This is a genomic window from Pseudomonas sp. CH235 (assembly GCF_004368175.1).
GTDB lineage: Bacteria > Pseudomonadota > Gammaproteobacteria > Pseudomonadales > Pseudomonadaceae > Aquipseudomonas > Aquipseudomonas paraglycinae.
Map to the genome: position 1 here is coordinate 1 of NZ_RRZJ01000022.1, position 21,078 is coordinate 21,078.

Here is a 21,078-nt window from a genome sequence, read left to right on the forward strand (position 1 = left end):
GAAGAAGCCAAGAAGGCTGCTGAAGAAGAGGCCAAGAAAGCGGCCGCTGAAGAAGCCAAGAAGAAGATCGTCGAAGACGCGAAGAAGAAAGCCGCCGAAGACGCCAAGAAGAAAGCTGAAGCTGAAGAGGCGAAGAAGAAAGTCGCCGAAGACGCGAAGAAGAAAGCTGCTGCCGATGCTGCGAAGAAGAAAGCGCAGGACGCGGCACGTAAATCCGCCGAAGACAAAAAGGCTCAGGCCCTGGCAGATTTGCTTTCCGACACGCCGCAGCGCCAGCAGGCCTTGGCCGATGAGCAGGGCGATGAAGTCGCGGGCAGTTTCGATGACCTGATTCGTGCGCGGGCAGCGGAAGGCTGGGCACGTCCACCTTCGGCACGCAAAGGCATGACGGTTGTGCTGCAGATCGGCATGTTGCCGGACGGTACGGTGACTTCGGTCAGCGTGGCCAAGTCCAGTGGCGACGGTCCGTTCGATGCGTCGGCAGTGGCAGCGGTCAAGAATATTGGACGTTTGACGGAAATGCAGGGAATGAAGCCGAGCGATTTCGCTCCGTATCGTTCATTCAAGATGACATTCACACCTGAGGATCTAGCCTTGTGAGAAACCTTCTTCGAGGAATGCTGGTCGTGATCTGCTGCATGGCAGGGATCGCGATGGCGGATGAAAAGAACATTCTGGTCACCAGCGGCAGCGATCGGGCAACGCCGATCGCCGTCGTACCGTTCGGTTTTCAGGGCGGTGCCGTCCTGCCGGATGACATGGCTGAAATCATTGGTAACGATTTGCGCAACTCGGGCTATTACTCGCCGATTCCAAAGCAAAACATGATCAGCCAGCCAAGCCAGCCGAGCGAAATTATTTTCCGTGACTGGAAGGCGGTGGGCGCGCAATACATGATGGTCGGCAGCATCGCGCCGGCCGGTGGCCGTCTGCAGGTGCAGTGGGCTCTGTTCAACGTCGCCACCGAGCAGAAAGTGGCTGACGGCAGTGTGTCCGGTACCACCGAACAACTGCGTGACATGGCGCACTTCATCTCCGATCAGTCGTTCGAAAAACTGACCGGCATTAAAGGTGCATTCTCGACTCGCCTGCTGTACGTCACAGCCGAGCGTTTCTCCGAGAAGAACACCCGTTACACCCTGCAGCGTTCGGACTATGACGGCGCCCGGGCCGTGACCCTGCTGCAATCGCGCGAGCCGATCCTGTCGCCGCGTTTTGCACCGGACGGCAAGCGTATCGCCTACGTGTCGTTCGAACAGAAGCGTCCGCGCATCTTCATGCAGAACATCGACACCGGTCGCCGCGAGCAGATCACCAACTTCGAAGGCCTGAATGGCGCGCCAGCCTGGTCGCCGGACGGCAATCGCCTGGCGTTCGTGCTGTCGAAAGATGGTAACCCGGACATCTACGTGATGAACCTCGGTTCGCGTCAGATCACCCGTGTGACCGCAGGTCCTGGCATCAACACCGAACCGTACTGGGGCAAGGATGGTTCGACCATCTACTTCACCTCCGACCGTGGTGGCAAGCCGCAGATCTACAAGACCAGTGCCGGTGGCGGTGGTGCCGAGCGTGTGACGTTCGTGGGCAACTACAACGCCAACCCCAAGCTTTCGGCGGATGAAAAGACCCTGGTGATGATCCATCGTCAGGACGGTTTCACCAATTTCAAAGTGGCGGCCCAGGATTTGCAGCGCGGAAGTGTAAAAATCCTCACTGATAGCACTCTGGACGAGTCGCCTACTGTTGCGCCCAACGGCACCATGGTAATCTACGCCACCCGCCAGCAGGGCCGGGGAGTCTTGATGCTCGTGTCCATTAATGGACGCGTGAGGCTCCCGCTTCCTACCGCTCAAGGCGAAGTCAGAGAACCGTCCTGGTCCCCTTACCTGAACTGACGCGGCGCTTTACGTTTTACTTAACACACTGGGGTTCATTAGGAGTTTCACGATGGAAATGCTGAAGTTTGGTAAATTTGCTGCGCTGGCTCTGGCCATGGCTGTAGCTGTAGGTTGCTCGTCCAAAGGCGGCGACAACGCCGGTGAAGGCGCTGTTGATCCAAACGCTGGTTACGGCGCAAACACTGGTGCAGTTGACGGTTCCCTGAGCGAAGAAGCTGCTCTGCGCGCAATCACCACCTTCTACTTCGAATACGACAGCTCGGACCTGAAGCCAGAAGCCATGCGCGCTCTGGACGTTCACGCCAAAGACCTGAAAGCAAACGGCGCTCGCGTTGTTCTGGAAGGCAACACCGACGAACGTGGTACTCGTGAGTACAACATGGCACTGGGCGAGCGTCGTGCGAAAGCCGTTCAGCGCTACCTGGTACTGCAAGGTGTTTCCCCAGCTCAGCTGGAACTGGTTTCCTACGGCGAAGAGCGTCCAGTTGCTACCGGCAACGACGAGCAGTCCTGGGCTCAAAACCGTCGCGTCGAACTGCGTAAGTAATTCGATATGCGAACGTGCCGTCGTGCTGTAACTGTTCTGGCTCTCAGCCTCGCGCCGCTTGCGGCATGGGCTGCGGTTCCTGTGGTCGATGACAACTCCGGTTATAACAATAGCGGGAGCAGTTATCCGCCTGCAGGTTACGGTACGAACGGCGCCTATGCCGGGGGAGCGGCTTCGGCCCCTGCCTCGGCAAACGGCATGCTGTTCAACCAACTGCAACAAATGCAGGATCAGATATCGCGCCAGCAAGGCGTGATCGAAGAACTGCAGAACCAAGTTTCGCGCATGAAGCAGGAATCCCTGGAGCGATACCAGGATCTTGATCGGCGCATAGGATCCGGCGTTGCACCTGCCGCGACTCCCGAGAATTCTTCTGCCGGTGGCGATGCAAGTGCTGCTGCCGGTGCCGCCGCTGGAGCCGGGGCCGCTGCGGCCGCCCAGGCACCTGCCGCGGGTGGCGAACCGGCTGATCCGGCCAAGGAAAAGCTGTATTACGACGCAGCTTTCGACCTGATCAAGGCCAAGGATTTCGACAAGGCCAGCCAGGCGTTTGCCGCTTTCCTGCGTAAATACCCGAACAGCCAATACGCGGGGAACGCCCAGTACTGGTTGGGTGAAGTGAACCTGGCCAAAGGCGATCTGCAAGGTGCAGGTCAGGCTTTCGCCAAGGTTTCGCAGCTGTATCCCAAGCACGCCAAAGTGCCGGATTCGCTGTACAAGCTGGCTGACGTAGAACGCCGCCTCGGTCATACCGACAAGGTCAAAGGCATTCTGCAGCAGGTGGTGGCCCAGTATCCGGGCACGTCCGCAGCTCAGTTGGCCCAGCGCGATCTGCAACGCATGTAACAGCTTTGACCCGTTTGGAAGAAACCCGCGCTTGTCGCGGGTTTTTTCGTTAGAATTCACGCCCTTTTATGAAACACGCTTCTGGTGATCTACGCGTTGGCGGGGTTGCCTGAAGTGCCTGACGGAGGCGGACAGCCTGTTTAGCTGTTACGCCCGTGGCGACTATGCAAGACACATTGAGAATCACCGAAGTTTTCTACTCGTTGCAGGGGGAAACGCGGACTGCCGGGCTGCCCACTGTTTTCGTGCGCCTGACCGGTTGCCCGTTGCGTTGCCAATACTGTGACAGCGCCTACGCGTTCAGCGGCGGCACGATCCGTACCCTCGACGACATCCTCGAGCAAGTGGCCGGCTTTCGCCCGCGCTACGTCTGCGTCACTGGCGGTGAGCCGCTGGCACAACCCAATGCCATCCCTTTGCTCAAGCAGTTGTGCGATGCCGGCTACGAAGTCTCGCTGGAAACCAGCGGTGCCCTCGATATTTCGGCGGTCGATCCGCGAGTCAGTCGGGTGGTCGACCTGAAGACGCCTGACTCCAAAGAAGCCCATCGCAACCGTTACGAGAACATCGAACTGCTGACGCCCAACGATCAGGTGAAGTTTGTCATCTGCTCGAGGGAGGACTACGACTGGGCGGTATCGAAGCTGATCCAGTACGGTCTTGAGCGACGTGCGGGTGAAGTGCTGTTTTCTCCAAGTCACCACGACCTGAACGCTCGGGATCTGGCGGACTGGGTGGTGGCGGATAACCTGCCAGTGCGCCTGCAACTGCAGCTGCATAAATATCTATGGAATGATGAGCCGGGGCGCTGAGATGACTGAACAACTGAACACTAGCCAGAAACGTGCGGTAATCCTGCTGTCGGGTGGTCTGGATTCCGCCACTGTCGTGGCCATGGCCCGCGCTGAAGGCTACGCCTGTTACACCATGAGTTTCGATTACGGTCAGCGTTCTCACGCTGAACTGAATGCCGCTGCTCGCGTTGCCCGCGATCTGGGTGTGGTCGAGCACAAGGTGATCGGCCTGAACCTGAACGGTATGGGCGGTTCGGCCCTGACCGACACCAGCATCGATATCCCGGAAGAGCTGGGCGAAGGCATCCCGGTGACTTACGTGCCGGCGCGCAACACGGTTTTCCTGTCGCTGGCTCTGGGCTGGGCTGAAGTGCTCGGCGCCCGTGACATCTTTATCGGCGTCAACGCGGTGGACTACTCCGGTTACCCGGATTGCCGTCCGGAGTTCATCGAGTCGTTCGAGCGCATGGCCAATCTGGCAACCAAGGCTGGCGTCGAAGGCAATGGTTTCCGCATCCAGGCACCGCTGCAGAACCTGAGCAAGGCGCAGATCGTCCAGGCGGGCGTGAAGCTTGGCGTTGATTACGGGCTGACTGTTTCCTGCTATCAGGCCGACGATGACGGCCGCGCTTGCGGTAAATGCGACAGCTGCCGACTGCGTGCAGAAGGCTTCGCGGCGGCCGGAATCAGCGACCCGACACCTTATTTTTGATTTTTTTCAAATTAGGTGTTGAATAGTCCTTAAAAATCAGTATTATACGCGCCACCACACAGCGGGTCGTTAGCTCAGTTGGTAGAGCAGTTGGCTTTTAACCAATTGGTCGTAGGTTCGAATCCCACACGACCCACCATATTTGGCGGTTTAGAAAATCCGGAAGGCCCACGAAAGTGAGGATTTCCGGGTTTTTTTTTGCCTGCGATTCGGGCATCCCTCCCTTCGTTTCTTCCCGCCGTGACGCAGGTCAGAATCATCTTTTGTATCAACGGGATATTCTGTAGCCTTGCGCAGCTTCAATGCTGTCCGTGCCTGATAATACTCACTCTCCCGGCGGTACCCTCAAGCGGTCCGGAGCCGGGTGTATACTCGACTTTCGCGCGAATGCGCCTGCAGGTCTTGCGAACATGACGCAGATTTCCGAACGCCTTCTGGTACAAGCCCACCTCGACGCCAAGCAGCCCAAGCCGCTGACGGCCGAGGAAGAGGCTTATTACCGTTCCGCCATCGCCGCCGAGCTCAAGGCTCAGGACGCGGTGCTGGTTGCCCACTTTTATTGCGATCCGATCATCCAGGCCCTCGCCGAAGAAACCGGCGGTTGCGTGTCCGATTCCCTGGAAATGGCTCGCTTCGGCAACGCCCATCCGGCCAAGACCGTAGTGGTTGCCGGCGTGAAATTCATGGGCGAGACCGCGAAGATTCTCAATCCTGAAAAGCGCGTGCTGATGCCGACCCTGGAAGCGACCTGCTCGCTGGATCTGGGTTGTCCGGTGGACGAGTTCTCGGCGTTCTGCGATCAGCATCCGGAGCGCACCGTGGTGGTTTATGCCAACACCTCGGCCGCGGTCAAAGCCCGCGCCGACTGGGTAGTGACCTCCAGTTGCGCACTGGAAATCGTCGAAAGCCTTATGGACAACGGCGAAACCATTATCTGGGGCCCGGACAAGCATCTGGGCACCTACATCCAGCGTAAAACCGGCGCCGACATGCTGCTTTGGGACGGTGCCTGCATCGTCCACGAAGAGTTCAAGTCCAAGCAACTGGAAGACATGAAAGCGCTGTACCCGGACGCCGCCATTCTGGTGCACCCGGAGTCGCCGACCTCGGTGATCGAACTGGCGGACGCCGTCGGCTCCACCAGTCAGTTGATTGCTGCCGCGCAATCGCTGCCGAACAAGACCCTGATCGTCGCCACCGATCGCGGCATCTTCTACAAGATGCAGCAGCTGTGCCCGGACAAGGTCTTCATCGAAGCGCCAACCGCCGGTAACGGCGCGGCGTGTCGCAGTTGCGCACATTGCCCGTGGATGGCCATGAACACCCTTGAACGCACGCTCAAGTGCCTGAAGGAGGGCTCGAACGAGATCTTCGTCGACCCGGCTCTCATTCCTCAGGCGATCCGCCCGCTCAAGCGCATGCTCGATTTCACTCAGGCCGCGCGTATGAAACTGGCCGGCAACGCCTGACCTTGCGACGCAAACAAAAACGCCCCGATTGGATCGGGGCGTTTTTGCATCTGGAGGATTATTTGGTTTTCTTCGGGATTCGCACCAGCTGCGTGTCGGAGTAGATGTCATGCCAGGCGCGTTTCTGTTTGTCGAACAGCGACCAGAAGAACCCCAGGCCCAGGCACAGCCACGACGCAATCGACACCATGAACCGCAGTAACGCCTGCCACAGGCTGATCGCCGTGCCATCGGCGTTCTGCACGCGGATGCCCCAGACCTGCATGCCCAGGGTCTGCCCGGCGTGAGTCCAGAACTTGGCGAAGAAGCCGAACAACACCAGCAGCAGCACCGTGGAGTACAGGGGATCGCCATCCAGTTGCCCGGCGTCGGTCAGAACCCGCAGACGCTCTTCACCGATGATCGCGGCCTGAATCATCTTGTAGACGCCACCGGTCACGATCAGCAGGGCGGTGCACAGCAGAAAGTCATAGAACATCGCTGCCAGACGACGGCCCAGGCCGACGGCGGGGAAATCGCCCTGGGGAGTGAGCAGGTGTTTCGACATGGCAGCCTCTGGACGGAAAGTGAAGCGCCATTTTACGGATTTGCGCCCACAAAAAAGCCCCTGATATCAATATCAGGGGCTTTTTCGTTACAGAAAATCAGGCTTCTGCGATGACTTCGTCAGCTTGCATGCCTTTCTGGCCTTGCACTGCAACGAAGGTCACTTTCTGGCCTTCTTTCAGGCTCTTGAAGCCGTTGCCCTGAATGGCGCGGAAATGCACGAACAGATCCGGACCGCTTTCTGGAGTGATAAAACCAAAACCTTTCTCGTCGTTAAACCACTTGACGGTACCGCTCTGACGTTGGGACATTTCTTATTTCCTTTGACGCAAAAATTGATGACAGTCTCCTTCTCATGAAAGAGTACTGGGGCTGGTTGCAGGAGAGTAAGAAGACGTCGAACGGGATGTAGCTAACTTGTAGGCTACTGCCCAGGTCACGATTCCAAGCTGACCCATGCAAACACAGTGGACAAACTCTACGCCAACTACGGGAGAAAAAACAAGCCCCGCGAAGGCCCCGGTTTTCCTGCGCTTGCTGGCACTTAGTCGGTCCACTAGTCCGGCTTATTCGATTGGCTTGTTCAATTGTTTTCGAACGTTATAAGCCAAGTTCATATTCGAATCGAATGTAAACGGAGTGCACTGTTTTATGGCGATCGCGTTACACATTAGTGCACGCATAACGCAATCGCGTTACTTATAGAAACAGTCAATCAACCGCGATAGTAGCGTTGTGGAACAAATGGCATTTTGCTTACAAGCAATGGCACCTTTTTCCCACGAACAATCGCCCAAACTGGCGTGTCGAGTGCGACGTAGGCGCTGTCCAGGTAACCCATGGCCAACGGACCGCCCAGGGTCGGGCCGAAACCGCCGCTGCACACGCTGCCGACGATCTCGCCCGCTTCGTTGACGATTTCTGCACCTTCACGGACCGGCGTACGCTCTTGCGGCAACAGGCCGACGCGTTTGTGCTGAACGCCGTTCTGCTGTTGAGCGAAGACCTGTTCTGCACCCGGGAAACCACCGGCACGTGCACCATCGGCACGCCGAGGCTTGGAGATTGCCCACAGCAGGCTGGCTTCGATCGGGGTGGTCTCGGTGTTCATGTCGTGGCCGTACAGGCACAGGCCGGCTTCCAGGCGCAGCGAGTCACGGGCGCCGAGGCCGATGGCGGCGACTTCCGGTTCGGCCAGCAGGGCGCGGGCGAGTTTTTCTGCGTCGGCTGCCGGAACCGAGATTTCGAAACCGTCTTCACCGGTGTAGCCCGAACGGCTGACAAAGCAGTCAACGCCCAGCAGCTTCACGCGGGTGAATTGCATGAAAGTCATTTTCGCCACTTCCGGCGCCAGGCGCGCCAGCACGGTCACGGCAGCCGGGCCTTGCAGGGCGAGCAGGGCGCGTTCTTCGAACAGTTGCTCGATCTTGCACTGGTCGCCGATGTGTTTCTGCAGATGGGCCAGGTCCTGGTCCTTGCACGCGGCGTTGACCACCAGGAACAGCTCGTCATTGCCGAGGTTGGCGACCATCAGGTCATCGAGGATGCCGCCGGTTTCGTTGGTGAACATCGCGTAGCGCTGCATGCCCACCGGCAGGTCGATGATGTCCACCGGCACCAGGGTTTCCAGGGCTTTGGCGGCATTGGCGCCGGTCAGGCGGATCTGGCCCATGTGCGAGACATCGAACAGCCCGGCCTGCTCACGGGTGTGCTGGTGTTCTTTCATCACGCCCAGCGGGTATTGCACCGGCATGTCGTAGCCGGCGAACGGCACCATGCGGGCGCCGAGTTCGATGTGCAGAGCGTGCAGCGGGGTTTTCGACAGTTGTTCGGTGGACATGCGTGACTCCTTGATTCACACCAACCCTCTCCCGGAGGGAGAGGGGGCCAGTTTTGTGTTCTCTCCCAAAGGGAGAGCGAGTTTATGGCGCGATCAGCACTCGATAATGTTGACCGCCAGACCGCCACGGGCGGTCTCCTTGTATTTGCTTTTCATGTCGGCGCCGGTCTGGCGCATGGTGCGGATGACCTTGTCGAGGGAGACGAAGTGCTGCCCGTCTCCGCGCATGGCCATGCGCACGGCGTTGATCGCCTTGACCGAACCCATGGCGTTGCGCTCGATGCACGGCACCTGCACCAGCCCGCCAATCGGATCGCAGGTCAGGCCGAGGTTGTGTTCCATGCCGATTTCAGCGGCGTTTTCGACTTGTTGCACGCTGCCGCCAAGGACTTCGCACAACGCGCCGGCCGCCATCGAACAGGCCACGCCGACCTCGCCCTGACAACCGACTTCGGCACCGGAGATCGAGGCGTTTTCCTTGTACAGAATGCCGATGGCCGCGGCGGTGAGCAGGAAGCGCACCACGCCGTCATCGTTCGCACCGGGAATGAAGCGCATGTAGTAATGCAGCACCGCAGGGATGATCCCCGCTGCGCCATTGGTTGGTGCCGTGACCACGCGCCCGCCGTTGGCGTTTTCTTCGTTGACGGCGAGGGCGTAGAGGTTGACCCAGTCCAGCACCGACAGCGGATCGCGCAGCGACGATTCCGGGTTCTTGCACAGTTGCCGGTGCAACGCCGCCGCCCGCCGCTTGACCTTGAGGCCACCCGGCAGGATGCCTTCGTTGCGACAGCCGGCGGCCACGCAGTCCTGCATCACTTGCCAGATTTTCAGCAGGCCGGCGCGGGTTTCCGCTTCCGGGCGCCAGGCGCTTTCGTTGGTCAGCATCACCTGGCTGATCGACAGCCCGTAGGTGGCGCAGTGACCGAGCAAGTCCTTGGCACTTTTGAACGGGAAGGTCAGCGGGGTGGCGTCTTCGACGATCCGGTCGGCGCCGGCCGCGTCTTCGTCGACCACAAACCCACCGCCGACCGAGTAGTACTCGCGGCTGCGGATCTGCAATCCCGCCGCATCGAAGGCGCGGAAGATCATGCCGTTGGGGTGATAGGCCAACGGCTTGCGGATCATTGCCAGGTGTTCTTTCTCGTTGAACGCAATGCTGTGTTCACCGAGCAGGTTCAAACGCCCGTTGCCACGAATCTCCGCGAGACGGGCGGCGACGGTTTCGGTATCCACGGTGTCCGGGTGTTCACCTTCCAGGCCCAGCAGTACGGCCTTGTCGCTGCCGTGACCCTTGCCAGTGGCGCCGAGGGATCCGTACAACTCGACCCTGACGCTGGTGGTGGCCGACAACAGGTTTTCCCGACGCAGGCCTTCGACGAAGCGCGCAGCCGCGCGCATCGGGCCGACGGTGTGGGAGCTGGAGGGGCCGATGCCAATCTTGAACAGGTCGAACACGCTTAACGACATGGTTGTTCTCCGGTTTCTTGTTATAGGCACATCAGGCACGCATGAAAGGGGCGGGCTAACCCGCCCCTTTACAGGTCAAGCGTAGCTTTCGATCGACGGGCAGGCGCAGACCAGGTTGCGGTCGCCGAACACGTTGTCGACGCGACCGACCGGCGGCCAGTATTTGCCTTCGATCAACGACGCCACCGGGTACACCGCCTGTTCGCGGCTGTACGGGTGAGTCCACTCGCCAACCAGTTCCGCTGCGGTGTGCGGAGCGTTCTTCAGCGGGTTGTCGTCCTTGTCCAGGGTGCCGTTTTCCACTGCGCGGATTTCTTCGCGGATGCGGATCATGGCGTCGCAGAAGCGATCCAGTTCTTCCTTGGATTCGCTTTCGGTCGGCTCGATCATCAGCGTGCCGGCCACCGGGAACGACATGGTCGGGGCGTGGAAGCCGAAGTCGATCAGACGCTTGGCGACGTCATCGACGCTGATGCCGCTGCTGTCTTTCAGCGGACGCAGATCGAGGATGCACTCGTGCGCCACCAGACCGTTGCTGCCGGTGTAGAGCACTGGGTAGTGCTCTTCCAGGCGACGGGAAATGTAGTTGGCATTGAGGATCGCCAGTTGCGAAGCGCGCTTCAGGCCTGCGCCACCCATCATGCGAATGTACATCCAGGTGATCGGCAGAATGCTCGCGCTGCCGAACGGTGCTGCGCAGACCGCGCCTTCCTTGCGTTCCATGTGGCCGTGGCCTGGCAGGAACGGAGTCAGGTGCGATTTCACGCCGATCGGGCCGACGCCCGGGCCGCCACCGCCGTGCGGGATGCAGAAGGTCTTGTGCAGGTTCAGGTGCGAGACGTCGCCGCCGAACTTGCCCGGTGCGCAGAGGCCGACCATCGCGTTCATGTTGGCGCCGTCGATGTACACCTGGCCGCCGTTGTCATGAATGATGCCGCAGATTTCGCGGATGCCTTCTTCGAACACGCCGTGGGTCGACGGGTAAGTGATCATCAGTGCCGCGAGGTGTTCGCGGTGCTCGATGGCCTTGGCGCGCAGGTCTTCGATGTCCACGTTGCCACGGGCGTCGCACGCGGTCACGACTACGCGCATGCCGGCCATGTTGGCGGTCGCCGGGTTGGTGCCGTGGGCGGACGACGGGATCAGGCAGATGTCGCGACGGTCTTCGCCACGGCTCTGGTGATAGGCGCGAATCGCCAGGAGACCTGCGTACTCACCCTGGGAACCAGCGTTCGGCTGCAGCGAGATCGAGTCGTAACCGGTGGCGGCGCAGAGCATCGCTTCCAGTTCGTCGGTCAGTTGCTGGTAACCGGCGCTTTGCTCGGCCGGGGCGAACGGGTGCAGGGCGCCGAATTCGGCCCAGGTCACCGGGATCATTTCGCTGGCGGCGTTGAGTTTCATGGTGCACGAGCCCAGCGGGATCATGGTGCGATCCAGTGCCAGGTCCTTGTCCGCCAGCTTGCGCAGGTAGCGCATCAGCTCGGTTTCCGAGTGATAACGGTTGAACACCGGGTGGCTCAGGATCGGCGACTGACGAACCAGCGCGGCAGGAATGGTGCTTTGCGCGGCAGCGGCGAGAGCGGCGAAATCAGGCAGGGTTTTGCCGTCGGCGAACAGGCCCCACAGGGTTTCGATGTCGGCCTGGGTGGTGGTTTCGTCGACCGACAGACCCAGACGCTGAGCGTCTATCACACGGAGGTTGATCTGTTGGGCGCGAGCCTTGTCGTGCAGCGCGGCGGTTTGCGCGCCGGTGGCCAGGGTCAGGGTATCAAAGAAGCTGGCTTGCTCGACGGTCACGCCCAGTGCGCTCAGGCCCTTGGCCAGGATCGCAGTCAGGTGATGCACGCGGTTGGCGATCTGGGTCAGGCCTTTCGGGCCGTGGTACACGGCGTACATGCTGGCGATGTTGGCCAGCAGCACTTGCGCGGTGCAGATGTTCGACGTGGCTTTCTCGCGGCGGATGTGTTGCTCGCGGGTCTGCATCGCCAGACGCAGGGCCGGCTTGCCGAAGCGGTCAACCGAAACACCGACCAGACGGCCGGGCATGTCGCGCTTGAACGCATCTTTGGTGGAGAAGTAAGCCGCGTGCGGGCCACCAAAGCCCAGCGGAACGCCGAAACGCTGGGCGCTGCCGATCGCCACGTCGGCGCCGAATTCGCCCGGCGGAGTCAGCAGAGTCAGGGCCAGCAGGTCAGCGGCGACGGCCACCAGTGCGTTGGCAGCGTGGAAGCGTTCGGTCAGTTCGCGGTAGTCGAACACATCACCGTTGCTGGCCGGGTATTGCAGCAGCGCACCGAAGAACGGCGTCACGTCGGTCAGTTCGCGTTCATCGCCCACGACCACGTCGATGCCCAGCGGCTCGGCACGGGTGCGCAGCACGTCGAGGGTTTGCGGGTGGCTGTGGATCGAGGCGAAGAACTGGTGGCTGCCCTTGTTCTTGCTCAGGCGTTTGCAGAAGGTCATGGCTTCGGCAGCGGCGGTGGCTTCGTCGAGCAGGGATGCGTTGGCGATCGGCAGGCCGGTGAGGTCGCTGATCAGGGTCTGGAAGTTCAGCAGCGCTTCGAGACGGCCTTGGGAAATTTCTGGCTGGTACGGGGTGTAAGCGGTGTACCAGGCCGGGTTTTCCAGCAGGTTGCGCAGGATCGGCGACGGCGTGTGGCAGTTGTAGTAGCCCTGGCCGATGTAGGTCTTGAACAGTTGGTTCTTGCCGGCGATGCCTTTGATCATCGCCAGGGCATCGGCTTCGCTCAGGCCGTCGTCGAGGCCTAGCACGCTGGTGCCCTTGATGCTTTCCGGGATGACGCTGGCGCTCAGGGCTTCGAGCGAATCGAAGCCGAGGCTGTTGAGCATGGCTTGCTCGTCACCGGCGCGCGGGCCGATGTGACGGGCGATGAATTCGTTGGCGGTGCCGAGATTTACTTGGGTCATGTCAGGTTCCTCAGGCTTCGGCTTGGGCTTTGATCAGGCGGTCGTAGGCGTCTTGATCCAGCAGCTTGGCGACGGCCGAAGCGTCGGCTGGCTTGAAGCGGAAGAACCAGCCTTCGCCCAGCGGATCTTCGTTGACCAGCTCAGGGCTGTCTTCCAGGGCCGGGTTGGTGGCCAGGACTTCACCGTCCAGTGGCATGTAAACGCCGCTGGCGGCTTTTACCGATTCCACGGTGGCGGCTTCGGCGCCTTTCTCGTACGCCTGCAATTCAGGCAGTTGCACGAACACCACGTCGCCCAGGGCGTTCTGCGCAAAAGCGGTGATGCCAACGGTGACAGAACCATCGGCTTCGGCGCGCAGCCATTCGTGATCTTCAGTAAAACGCAACTCGCTCATGGAATCTCCTAGGGGCCAGACTCGTCTGGTGGACGCGGTGGAATACTCGGGCGGCAATGCCCTGATTTTATGAGCGGTTACTTAGCAAGAACGCGGCCAACATAAAAATATCGTTATAAATCAATGGTTTGATCGATTTGTGAGCGAGCGCGATCACGTTGGCTGTAGCGAAATCGCTACAGCGTGAGGCGAAGAAAAAAGCTGAACCGGATCAAAGCCTTGCACAGCGGTGATCGAAGGAGGGTGTAGCGATATCGTTCCGCTGTAGCGCTTTCAGTACAGATGGAGGTCGTTTTTGGCGCGGTCTCAGGCTTTGTCCGGAATCCCGTACTTGCGCAGCCGATGGGCAATTGCGGTGTGCGAGGTTTGCAGGCGGCTGGCCAGTTGGCGGGTCGAGGGATAGCTGACGTAGAGTTTTTCCAGCAGCGATTTCTCGAAGGCTTCGACGGCTTCTTCGAGGCTGTCGACGTCGGTGTCGGTCTGGCGTGCCACGGAGGTGCCGGCGATATCGAGGTCGCCGATGTCCACCAGGCTGCTTTCGCAGATGGCGGCGGCGCGGAAGATCACGTTCTGCAATTGCCGCACGTTGCCCGGCCAGCGGTTGCCGAGCAGCGCCGGGTAGGTGCCCGGTGCGAGGCGGCAGACCGGGCGCTGGATCTGCGCGCAGGCCTGCTGCATGAAATAGCGCGCCAGCAACAGAATGTCCTGACCGCGTTCGCGCAACGGCGGCACTTCAACGTTGAGCACGTTGAGGCGGTAGAACAGGTCTTCGCGGAACAGGCCTTCGCTGACCATTTTTTCCAGGTCGCGGTGGGTCGCGCTGAGGATCCGCACGTTGACCTTTACCTCACGATCGCCGCCGACCCGACGGAAGCTGCCGTCATTGAGAAAACGCAGCAGTTTGGCCTGCAAGTACGGCGACATCTCGCCGATCTCGTCGAGGAACACCGTGCCCTGGTTGGCCAGTTCCATCAGCCCCGGTTTGCCGCCGCGTTGTGCGCCGGTAAAGGCGCCGGGGGCGTAGCCGAACAGTTCGCTCTCGGCGAGGTTCTCCGGCAGGGCCGCGCAGTTCAGTGCGAGGAATGGCGCGCTGTGCCGGGCGCTGATGGCGTGGCAGGCGCGGGCCACCAGTTCTTTGCCGGTGCCGGTTTCGCCCTGGATCAGCAGCGGCGCATCGAGGGCCGCGACGCGCTGGGCGCGGGCCTTGAGGGTGCGGATTGGCGGCGATTCACCGAGCAGCGCATCGAAACCTTCGGCGTGATCGTGATGCAGCGCCGAGAGTTGTTCGCCGATGCGGTTCGGCTGATACAGGGTCAGCAGCGCGCCGGCGTCGGTGATCGGCGTGGCGTCGAGCAACAGGGTCTGGCCGTTGACGGTGATTTCTCGCAGCGGCAGGCGGAAGCCTTGTTCGAGCAGGGTTTCGAGCAGGCCCGGATCGTTGAACAGTTCCGAAACGCTTTCACCCGCCGGCTCACGGCCGTACAGGGCGATCAGTGCCGGGTTGGCCAGCAGCACCTTGCCGGCGCTGTCCAGCGCCAGCACCGGGTCGGTCATTGCCGCGAGCAACGCGTCGAGCTGCAAGTGCCGACGCTGGCCGGGGAGGATGTCGACCACGGTTACTGCTTCTACACCACGCACGCGAAACAGCGCATCTTTCAGTTCTTCGAGTACTTGCGGGCTCAAGGTCGGGGCGTCGATGTAGACGTTGGGCGGGATCATCTCCACCGCATCCAGATTGAGATTGCGCCCGCCGAGGATAGCCAGGACTTCCTGGGTGATGCCGACGCGGTCGATGAAGCTGACGTGGATACGCATGGGGCGGTTCTGGGTTCTGGAGTGCGGAGGGGGGCAAGTATGCCTTGATGGGGGACTGGGGTGAAATCTTGAGATCGGCGTCGTGCTCGAAAATCACCCCTCACCCCAGCCCTCCCGAAGCGTCGGACCGCCCGGAGGGAGAGGGAGCTGACCGAGGTGTATTGCGTGATACATCGACCTGAAGAATCGAGTCGATTATGGATTCAGCGAAGAGCTTTCAGGTCGGCGTAACCCTGAAGCATCCCCGGATCAGTTCCCTCTCCCTCCGGGAGAGGGTTAGGGTGAGGGGGCTTTTGGGGTTACTCGAAATGCTCGGGATTAACCGGATCCCCGGATTGCATATTCAGCTGCTTGCGGATGTCTTCAAACATCAAGTCGTAATGCTTGTGCACCGAGCCGATCTGGCTGTGCGCCTTGGGAATCCCGTATTTCTCGGCAATCCGGGTCACGTCGCGGGCGAAGTTGTAGGCCTCTTCCTTGGGCAGGAAAAACGTCTCCTTCATGTCCTTGCCCTGCATGCTGCCGTGCAGGGTGAACTGTATCCCTTTGCCTTTCTGGGGATCGGTGAACACTTCATAGTCGAGGTGCACGTTGTAATTGACGTCGTCGTCAGTCAACGCATGCCGCTCAATATGCAAATGACCGGGTTCGAACTGGGCCATGGGTTTCTCCTTTCAAGGCATGGGAGAAGGGCAGACATGAAGTCTGCCCCCGGAGTTTCTTTTTATCGGTAGGTGATGCCCGGCGCTGCCGTGCTGACCCGCGTACCGGCGGTGCCCTGGACGATGGCTTCGATGTCCGAGAGCGAACCGATCACCGCGACCTTGCCAGTATGGCGTGCAAATTCACAGGCTGCCTGCACCTTCGGCCCCATGGAGCCGGCGGCGAAGCCCAGGCGTTCGAGTTCGTCCGGGTGGGCCTGGGCGATGGCTTTCTCGGTGGGTTTCTTGAAGTCGATGTACGCCGCGTTGACGTCGGTGGCGATCACCAGCAAGTCCGCCTCCAGCTGTTCGGCCAGCAGCGCCGAGCACAGGTCCTTGTCGATCACCGCTTCGATGCCTTGCAGCTTGCCGTGAGCGCCATACATGGTCGGGATGCCGCCACCACCGGCGCAGATCACGATGCTGCCCTTGTCCAACAGCCACTTGATCGGGCGGATTTCAAAGATGCGTTTCGGCCGCGGGCTGGCCACCACACGGCGGAACTTGTCGCCGTCCGGGGCGATGGCCCAGCCTTTTTCAGCGGCGAGTTTTTCTGCTTCGGCCTTCTCGTAGACCGGGCCGATCGGTTTGGTCGGATTCTTGAAAGCCGGGTCGTTGGCATCGACTTCGACCTGGGTGAGCAGGGTGGCGAACGGGACTTCGAAGTCCAGCAGGTTGCCCAGTTCCTGTTCGATGATATAGCCGATCATGCCTTCGGTTTCGGCGCCTAGCACGTCCAGCGGGTAAGGGGTGACAGAGGTGTAGGCCGCTGCCTGCAACGACAGCAGGCCGACTTGCGGGCCATTGCCGTGGGCGATGACCAGTTGATTGCCGGGATGGATCTTGGCGATTTGCTCGGTGGCGATGCGGATGTTGGCGCGCTGGTTGTCAGCGGTCATCGGCTCGCCACGGCGGAGCAGGGCGTTACCGCCCAGGGCTACGACGATACGCATGGTGCATGTCCTTTTTTCGTGTTGATCGCTGATCGTTCCCACGTCGAGGCGTCGAACCGTCCGCGTGGGAATGCCGCCACGGACGCTCCGCGTCCGCTGTGACGCAGAGCGTCACGGGATGCATTCCCACGCGGGAGCGTGGGAACGATCATCTTCAGCCAGTTACAGGTCTGCCAAAGTCGACACCAGAATCGCCTTGATCGTGTGCATGCGGTTTTCCGCTTGCTCGAAGGCGATGCAGGCTGGCGACTCGAACACGTCGTCGGTCACTTCGATGCCGTTTTTCAGGTGCGGATACTGTTCGGCAATCTGTTTGCCGACCTTGGTATCGCTGTTGTGGAACGCCGGCAGGCAGTGCATGAACTTGGTGCGCGGGTTGCCGGTGGCTTTCATCAGCTCGGCGTTGACCTGATACGGCAGCAGTTGCTGGATTCGCTCGGCCCAGGCTTCCACCGGCTCGCCCATCGATACCCAGACGTCGGTGTGGATGAAGTCCACGCCTTTGACCGCCGCTTTCGGGTCTTCGGTCAGGGTGATGCGGGCGCCGCTTTCCTCTGCGTATTTTTTGCAGCGATCGACCAGATCGTCGTGCGGCCACAGGGCTTTCGGCGCGCAGATGCGCACGTCCATGCCGAGTTTGGCGCCGATCAGCAGCAGCGAGTTGCCCATATTGTTGCGCGCGTCGCCCAGGTAGGCGTAGCTGATCTCGTGGATCGGCTTGTCGGCGTGCTCACGCATGGTCAGCACGTCGGCAATCATCTGGGTCGGGTGATATTCATCGGTCAGGCCGTTGAACACCGGCACGCCGGCGAACTTGGCCAGCTCTTCGACGATTTCCTGCTTGAAGCCACGGTACTCGATGGCGTCGTACATGCGACCCAGCACGCGGGCTGTGTCCTTCATGCTTTCCTTGTGGCCGATTTGCGAGGAGTTCGGGTCGATGTAGGTGACGTTGGCGCCCTGGTCATAAGCGGCGACTTCGAACGCGCAGCGGGTGCGGGTCGAGGTTTTTTCGAAGATCAGGGCGATGTTGTTGCCCTTCAGGTGTTGCTGCTCGGTGCCGGTGTACTTGGCGCGCTTGAGGTCGCGGGACAGGTCGAGCAGGTAGCGCAGCTCACGTGGGGTGTGGTGTTCCAGGCTGAGCAGGTTACGGTTGTGAATGTTGAACGCCATGATGATTCTCCTTGGATTCGGTAATCGGCCCGGCCGCTACGGGATAGGTGCGGCCGGGGAGATGGTCGTTTAGTAATCGATAGGGTCGCGGATGATCGGGCAAGTCATGCAGTGGCCGCCGCCGCGGCCACGACCGAGTTCGCCGGCGCTGATGGTGATGACCTCCACGCCCGCCTTGCGAAGCAGGGTGTTGGTGTAGGTGTTGCGGTCGTAGCCGATGACCACGCCCGGCTCCACGGCCACCACGTTGTTGCCGTCATCCCATTGCTCGCGTTCGGCGGCGAAGCTGTTGCCGCCGGTTTCGACGACGCGCAGTTTCGGCAGGTTGAGGGCTTTGGCCACGACGTCGAGGAAGGTGCCTTCTTCGCGACGGATGTCGATGCCGCCCTGTTTGCTTTCGTCAGGGCGCAGGGTGAAGGCGACGATCTGGTTGACCACTTCCGGGAAGATCGTGACGAGGTCGCGGTCGCAGAAGCTGAACACGGTATCCAGGTGCATCGCCGCTCGAGACTTCGGCAGGCCAGCGACGATGACTTTTTCCACGGCCTTGTTCTTGAACAGGTTCAGTGCCAGTTGGCCGATGGCCTGACGGGATGAACGCTCGCCCATACCGATCAGCACCACGCCGTTGCCGATTGGCATGACGTCGCCGCCTTCGAGGGTCGAGCTGCCGTGATCCTTGTCCGGATCGCCGTACCAGATCTCGAAATCGGCGTTGGTGAATTGCGGATGGAATTTGTAGATGGCGGTGGTCAGCAGCGTTTCCTGACGACGCGCCGGCCAGTACATCGGGTTCAGCGTCACGCCACCGTAAATCCAGCAGGTGGTGTCGCGGGTGAACTGGGTGTTCGGCAGCGGCGGCAGAATGAAACTGGAGTGGCCGAGGAAGTCGCGGAACATCTGGATGGTCTTGCCACCGAAGCTGTCCGGCAGGTCGTCGGCGGACACGCCGCCAATCAGGAATTCGGCGATGTGTCGCGGCTCCAGGCTTTTCAGCCAGGATTTGACTTCGTTGATCAGGCCCAGGCCCACCGAATCGGCGGTGACCTTGCGCTCGAGGATCCAGTCCAGCGCTTCAGGGATGGCGACGATGTCGGTCAGCAGGTTGTGCATTTCCAGCACGTCGATCCCGCGCTCGCGCATCTTGGTCACGAAGTCGAAGTGGTCGCGCTTGGCCTGGGCGACCCACAGCACGTCGTCGAACAGCAGTTCATCGCAGTTGTTCGGGGTCAGCCGCTGATGGGCCAGACCTGGGGAGCAAACCATGACTTTGCGCAGTTTGCCGGCTTCGGAATGGACGCCGTACTTAGCTTTTTCCGTGGTCATTTCAGTGATCCTCCAGAGTGAAAACGTTGGGCAATTACAGAGTCAGGAAGCCGTCATACAGTCCGTAGGCTGCCACCAGGGCGCCCACGACCACTGCGGCGAAAATCAGCTTCTCGACGTTGGTGAAAACCGGTTGTTTGAGTTCGAGCTTGGCCTTGGCGAACAGGATCGCGCCGGGGGCATAGAGCAGGGCCGACAGCAGCAGGTACTTCACGCCACCGGCGTAGAGCAGCCAGACCGCGTAGATCAGGGCGATGGCGCCGATGATCAGGTCCTTGCGCCGTTCGGCCGCGAAGCCTTCGTAGCTTTCGCCGCGCACCGCCAGCAGCAGGGCGTAGGCCGCCGACCACAGGTACGGCACCAGAATCATCGAAGTGGCGAGGTAGATCAGCGACAGGTAAGTGCTGGCCGAAAACAGAGTGATGATCAGGAACAGCTGCACCATCGCGTTGGTCAGCCACAGGGCGTTGACCGGCACGTGGTTGGCGTTCTCCTTGCGCAGGAACTCCGGCATGGTGTGGTCCTTGGCGGCGGCGAACATGATCTCCGCACACAGCAGCACCCACGACAGCAACGCCCCCAGCAGCGAGATGATCAGACCGACGCTGATCAGCACCGCGCCCCAGTGACCGACCACGTGCTCCAGCACGGCGGCCATCGACGGGTTCTGCAGTTTGGCCAGTTCCGGCTGGGTCATGACGCCCAGCGACAGCACGTTCACCAGCACCAGGAACAGCAGCACGGTGATGAAACCGATCACGGTGGCCTTGCCGACGTCCGAACGTTTTTCCGCCCGGGCCGAGAAGATGCTCGCGCCTTCGATGCCGATGAACACCCACACGGTGACCAGCATCATGTTGCGCACCTGGTTCATCACGCTGCCCAGATCCGGGTTTTTCACGCCCCAGATGTCAGCGGTGAAGATGTCCAGTTTGAAGGCGAAGATCGCGATCAATACGAACAGCAGCAGCGGCACGACCTTGGCGACGGTGGTCACCAGGTTGATGAACGCCGCCTCCTTGATCCCGCGCAGCACCAGAAAGTGCACGCCCCACAACAGGACAGAGGCGCCGATCACTGCAGCAACGGTGTTGCCTTCCCCAAAAACCGGAAAGAAATACCCGAGGGTGCTGAACAGCAGAACGAAGTAACCGACGTTGCCCAGCCAGGCACTGATCCAGTAACCCCAGGCCGAGGAGAAACCCATGTAATCGCCGAAACCGGCCTTGGCGTAGGCGTAGACACCGCCGTCCAGGTCAGGCTTGCGATTGGCGAGGGTTTGAAAGACGAAAGCGAGGGTAAGCATGCCGACTGCGGTGATGGCCCAGCCAATCAGTACCGCGCCGACGTCGGCACTGGCGGCCATGTTTTGTGGCAAAGAGAATATCCCGCCACCGATCATTGAGCCGACTACCAACGCGACCAGTGCACCTAGTCGTAGTTTTCCGGGAGCTTCAGACATTGCATGACTCCATTGCAGGAGAGAAGAGTTCACAGCGTAGTTCTGTTGGCTTTTCAAACAGCTGACTTAGATCAGTGCATGGTCACATTCCATTGTTAATGAATGACTTATGAAACGTCTGAAGGCATAAAGCTATTGTCTGGAAGGCCCGTCCTAGAGGCGTTTTGTCAAAAGTGGTTAAGAATGGATCCTATTACTTTC

The 21,078-nt window shown here is 60.4% G+C and carries 19 protein-coding genes and 1 tRNA gene; 8 read left to right on the forward strand and 12 right to left on the reverse strand.

Translation table 11 applies throughout. The annotated features are described in order from the left end of the window. From tolA to nadA, 8 genes are all read left to right on the forward strand, one after another. On the forward strand, positions 1-600 hold a 600-nt coding region (gene tolA, locus EIY71_RS20360), incomplete at its 5' end, for a cell envelope integrity protein TolA (protein WP_134022898.1). 17 nt (positions 601-617) lie between these two features. Further along, positions 618-1,898 carry a Tol-Pal system beta propeller repeat protein TolB gene (tolB, locus tag EIY71_RS20365; protein ID WP_162831782.1) on the forward strand — a complete coding sequence of 427 codons (1,281 nt, stop codon included), beginning with the start codon at positions 618-620 and terminating at the stop codon, positions 1,896-1,898. 52 nt (positions 1,899-1,950) lie between these two features. Next, complete coding sequence (gene pal, locus EIY71_RS20370) at positions 1,951-2,448, forward strand: peptidoglycan-associated lipoprotein Pal (RefSeq protein ID WP_003178634.1); 498 nt, start codon at positions 1,951-1,953, stop codon at positions 2,446-2,448. Positions 2,449-2,454: 6 nt separating this feature from the next. Next, positions 2,455-3,294: a tol-pal system protein YbgF gene (gene ybgF, locus EIY71_RS20375; RefSeq protein ID WP_007951199.1), complete on the forward strand. Its 840-nt coding sequence runs from the start codon at positions 2,455-2,457 to the stop codon at positions 3,292-3,294. A 164-nt stretch (positions 3,295-3,458) separates the two neighbouring features. After that, a complete protein-coding gene (gene queE, locus EIY71_RS20380) occupies positions 3,459-4,106 on the forward strand; it encodes a 7-carboxy-7-deazaguanine synthase QueE (RefSeq protein WP_007951198.1) in 648 nt (215 codons plus the stop codon). Position 4,107: 1 nt separating this feature from the next. After that, positions 4,108-4,800 carry a 7-cyano-7-deazaguanine synthase QueC gene (queC, locus tag EIY71_RS20385; RefSeq protein ID WP_102687254.1) on the forward strand — a complete coding sequence of 231 codons (693 nt, stop codon included), beginning with the start codon at positions 4,108-4,110 and terminating at the stop codon, positions 4,798-4,800. A 63-nt stretch (positions 4,801-4,863) separates the two neighbouring features. Next, positions 4,864-4,939, forward strand: a tRNA-Lys gene (locus EIY71_RS20390). 271 nt (positions 4,940-5,210) lie between these two features. Then, positions 5,211-6,269: a quinolinate synthase NadA gene (nadA, locus tag EIY71_RS20395; protein ID WP_085689392.1), complete on the forward strand. Its 1,059-nt coding sequence runs from the start codon at positions 5,211-5,213 to the stop codon at positions 6,267-6,269. A gap of 58 nt (positions 6,270-6,327) precedes the next feature. On the opposite strand, the gene EIY71_RS20400 is transcribed toward nadA, so the two are convergent. The 12 genes from EIY71_RS20400 to arcD form a co-directional block, all read right to left on the reverse strand. Next, positions 6,328-6,816 carry an RDD family protein gene (locus EIY71_RS20400; RefSeq protein ID WP_085606612.1) on the reverse strand — a complete coding sequence of 163 codons (489 nt, stop codon included), beginning with the start codon at positions 6,814-6,816 and terminating at the stop codon, positions 6,328-6,330. A 97-nt stretch (positions 6,817-6,913) separates the two neighbouring features. Continuing rightward, a complete protein-coding gene (locus EIY71_RS20405) occupies positions 6,914-7,126 on the reverse strand; it encodes a cold-shock protein (RefSeq protein ID WP_011335634.1) in 213 nt (70 codons plus the stop codon). A gap of 404 nt (positions 7,127-7,530) precedes the next feature. Beyond that, positions 7,531-8,655, reverse strand: coding sequence for a glycine cleavage system aminomethyltransferase GcvT (gene gcvT / locus EIY71_RS20410; RefSeq protein WP_134022900.1), 1,125 nt, complete (start codon positions 8,653-8,655; stop codon positions 7,531-7,533). Positions 8,656-8,748: 93 nt separating this feature from the next. Next, positions 8,749-10,125, reverse strand: a complete 1,377-nt coding sequence (locus EIY71_RS20415; protein ID WP_007951192.1) for an L-serine ammonia-lyase — start codon at positions 10,123-10,125, stop codon at positions 8,749-8,751. Positions 10,126-10,200: 75 nt separating this feature from the next. Continuing rightward, positions 10,201-13,053 (reverse strand): aminomethyl-transferring glycine dehydrogenase, encoded by a 2,853-nt coding sequence (gcvP, locus tag EIY71_RS20420; RefSeq protein WP_102687257.1) that lies wholly within the window; start codon positions 13,051-13,053, stop codon positions 10,201-10,203. Positions 13,054-13,063: 10 nt separating this feature from the next. Next, positions 13,064-13,447, reverse strand: coding sequence for a glycine cleavage system protein GcvH (gene gcvH / locus EIY71_RS20425; RefSeq protein WP_007951190.1), 384 nt, complete (start codon positions 13,445-13,447; stop codon positions 13,064-13,066). 306 nt (positions 13,448-13,753) lie between these two features. After that, positions 13,754-15,262 (reverse strand): sigma-54-dependent transcriptional regulator, encoded by a 1,509-nt coding sequence (locus tag EIY71_RS20430; RefSeq protein WP_085745196.1) that lies wholly within the window; start codon positions 15,260-15,262, stop codon positions 13,754-13,756. 299 nt (positions 15,263-15,561) lie between these two features. After that, the gene (locus EIY71_RS20435) at positions 15,562-15,924 is read right to left on the reverse strand and encodes a DUF5064 family protein (RefSeq protein WP_085689376.1); all 363 of its coding nucleotides are present in this window, start codon (positions 15,922-15,924) and stop codon (positions 15,562-15,564) included. Between the two features lie 62 nt (positions 15,925-15,986). Then, positions 15,987-16,916, reverse strand: a complete 930-nt coding sequence (gene arcC, locus EIY71_RS20440) for a carbamate kinase (RefSeq protein ID WP_007951187.1) — start codon at positions 16,914-16,916, stop codon at positions 15,987-15,989. 162 nt (positions 16,917-17,078) lie between these two features. Beyond that, a complete protein-coding gene (locus EIY71_RS20445) occupies positions 17,079-18,089 on the reverse strand; it encodes an ornithine carbamoyltransferase (RefSeq protein WP_011335626.1) in 1,011 nt (336 codons plus the stop codon). Positions 18,090-18,158: 69 nt separating this feature from the next. After that, on the reverse strand, positions 18,159-19,415 hold the full coding sequence (arcA, locus tag EIY71_RS20450; protein ID WP_039766042.1) for an arginine deiminase: 1,257 nt from the start codon (positions 19,413-19,415) through the stop codon (positions 18,159-18,161). Between the two features lie 34 nt (positions 19,416-19,449). Beyond that, positions 19,450-20,877 carry an arginine-ornithine antiporter gene (gene arcD / locus EIY71_RS20455; protein ID WP_102687260.1) on the reverse strand — a complete coding sequence of 476 codons (1,428 nt, stop codon included), beginning with the start codon at positions 20,875-20,877 and terminating at the stop codon, positions 19,450-19,452. Positions 20,878-21,078 lie beyond the last annotated feature (201 nt).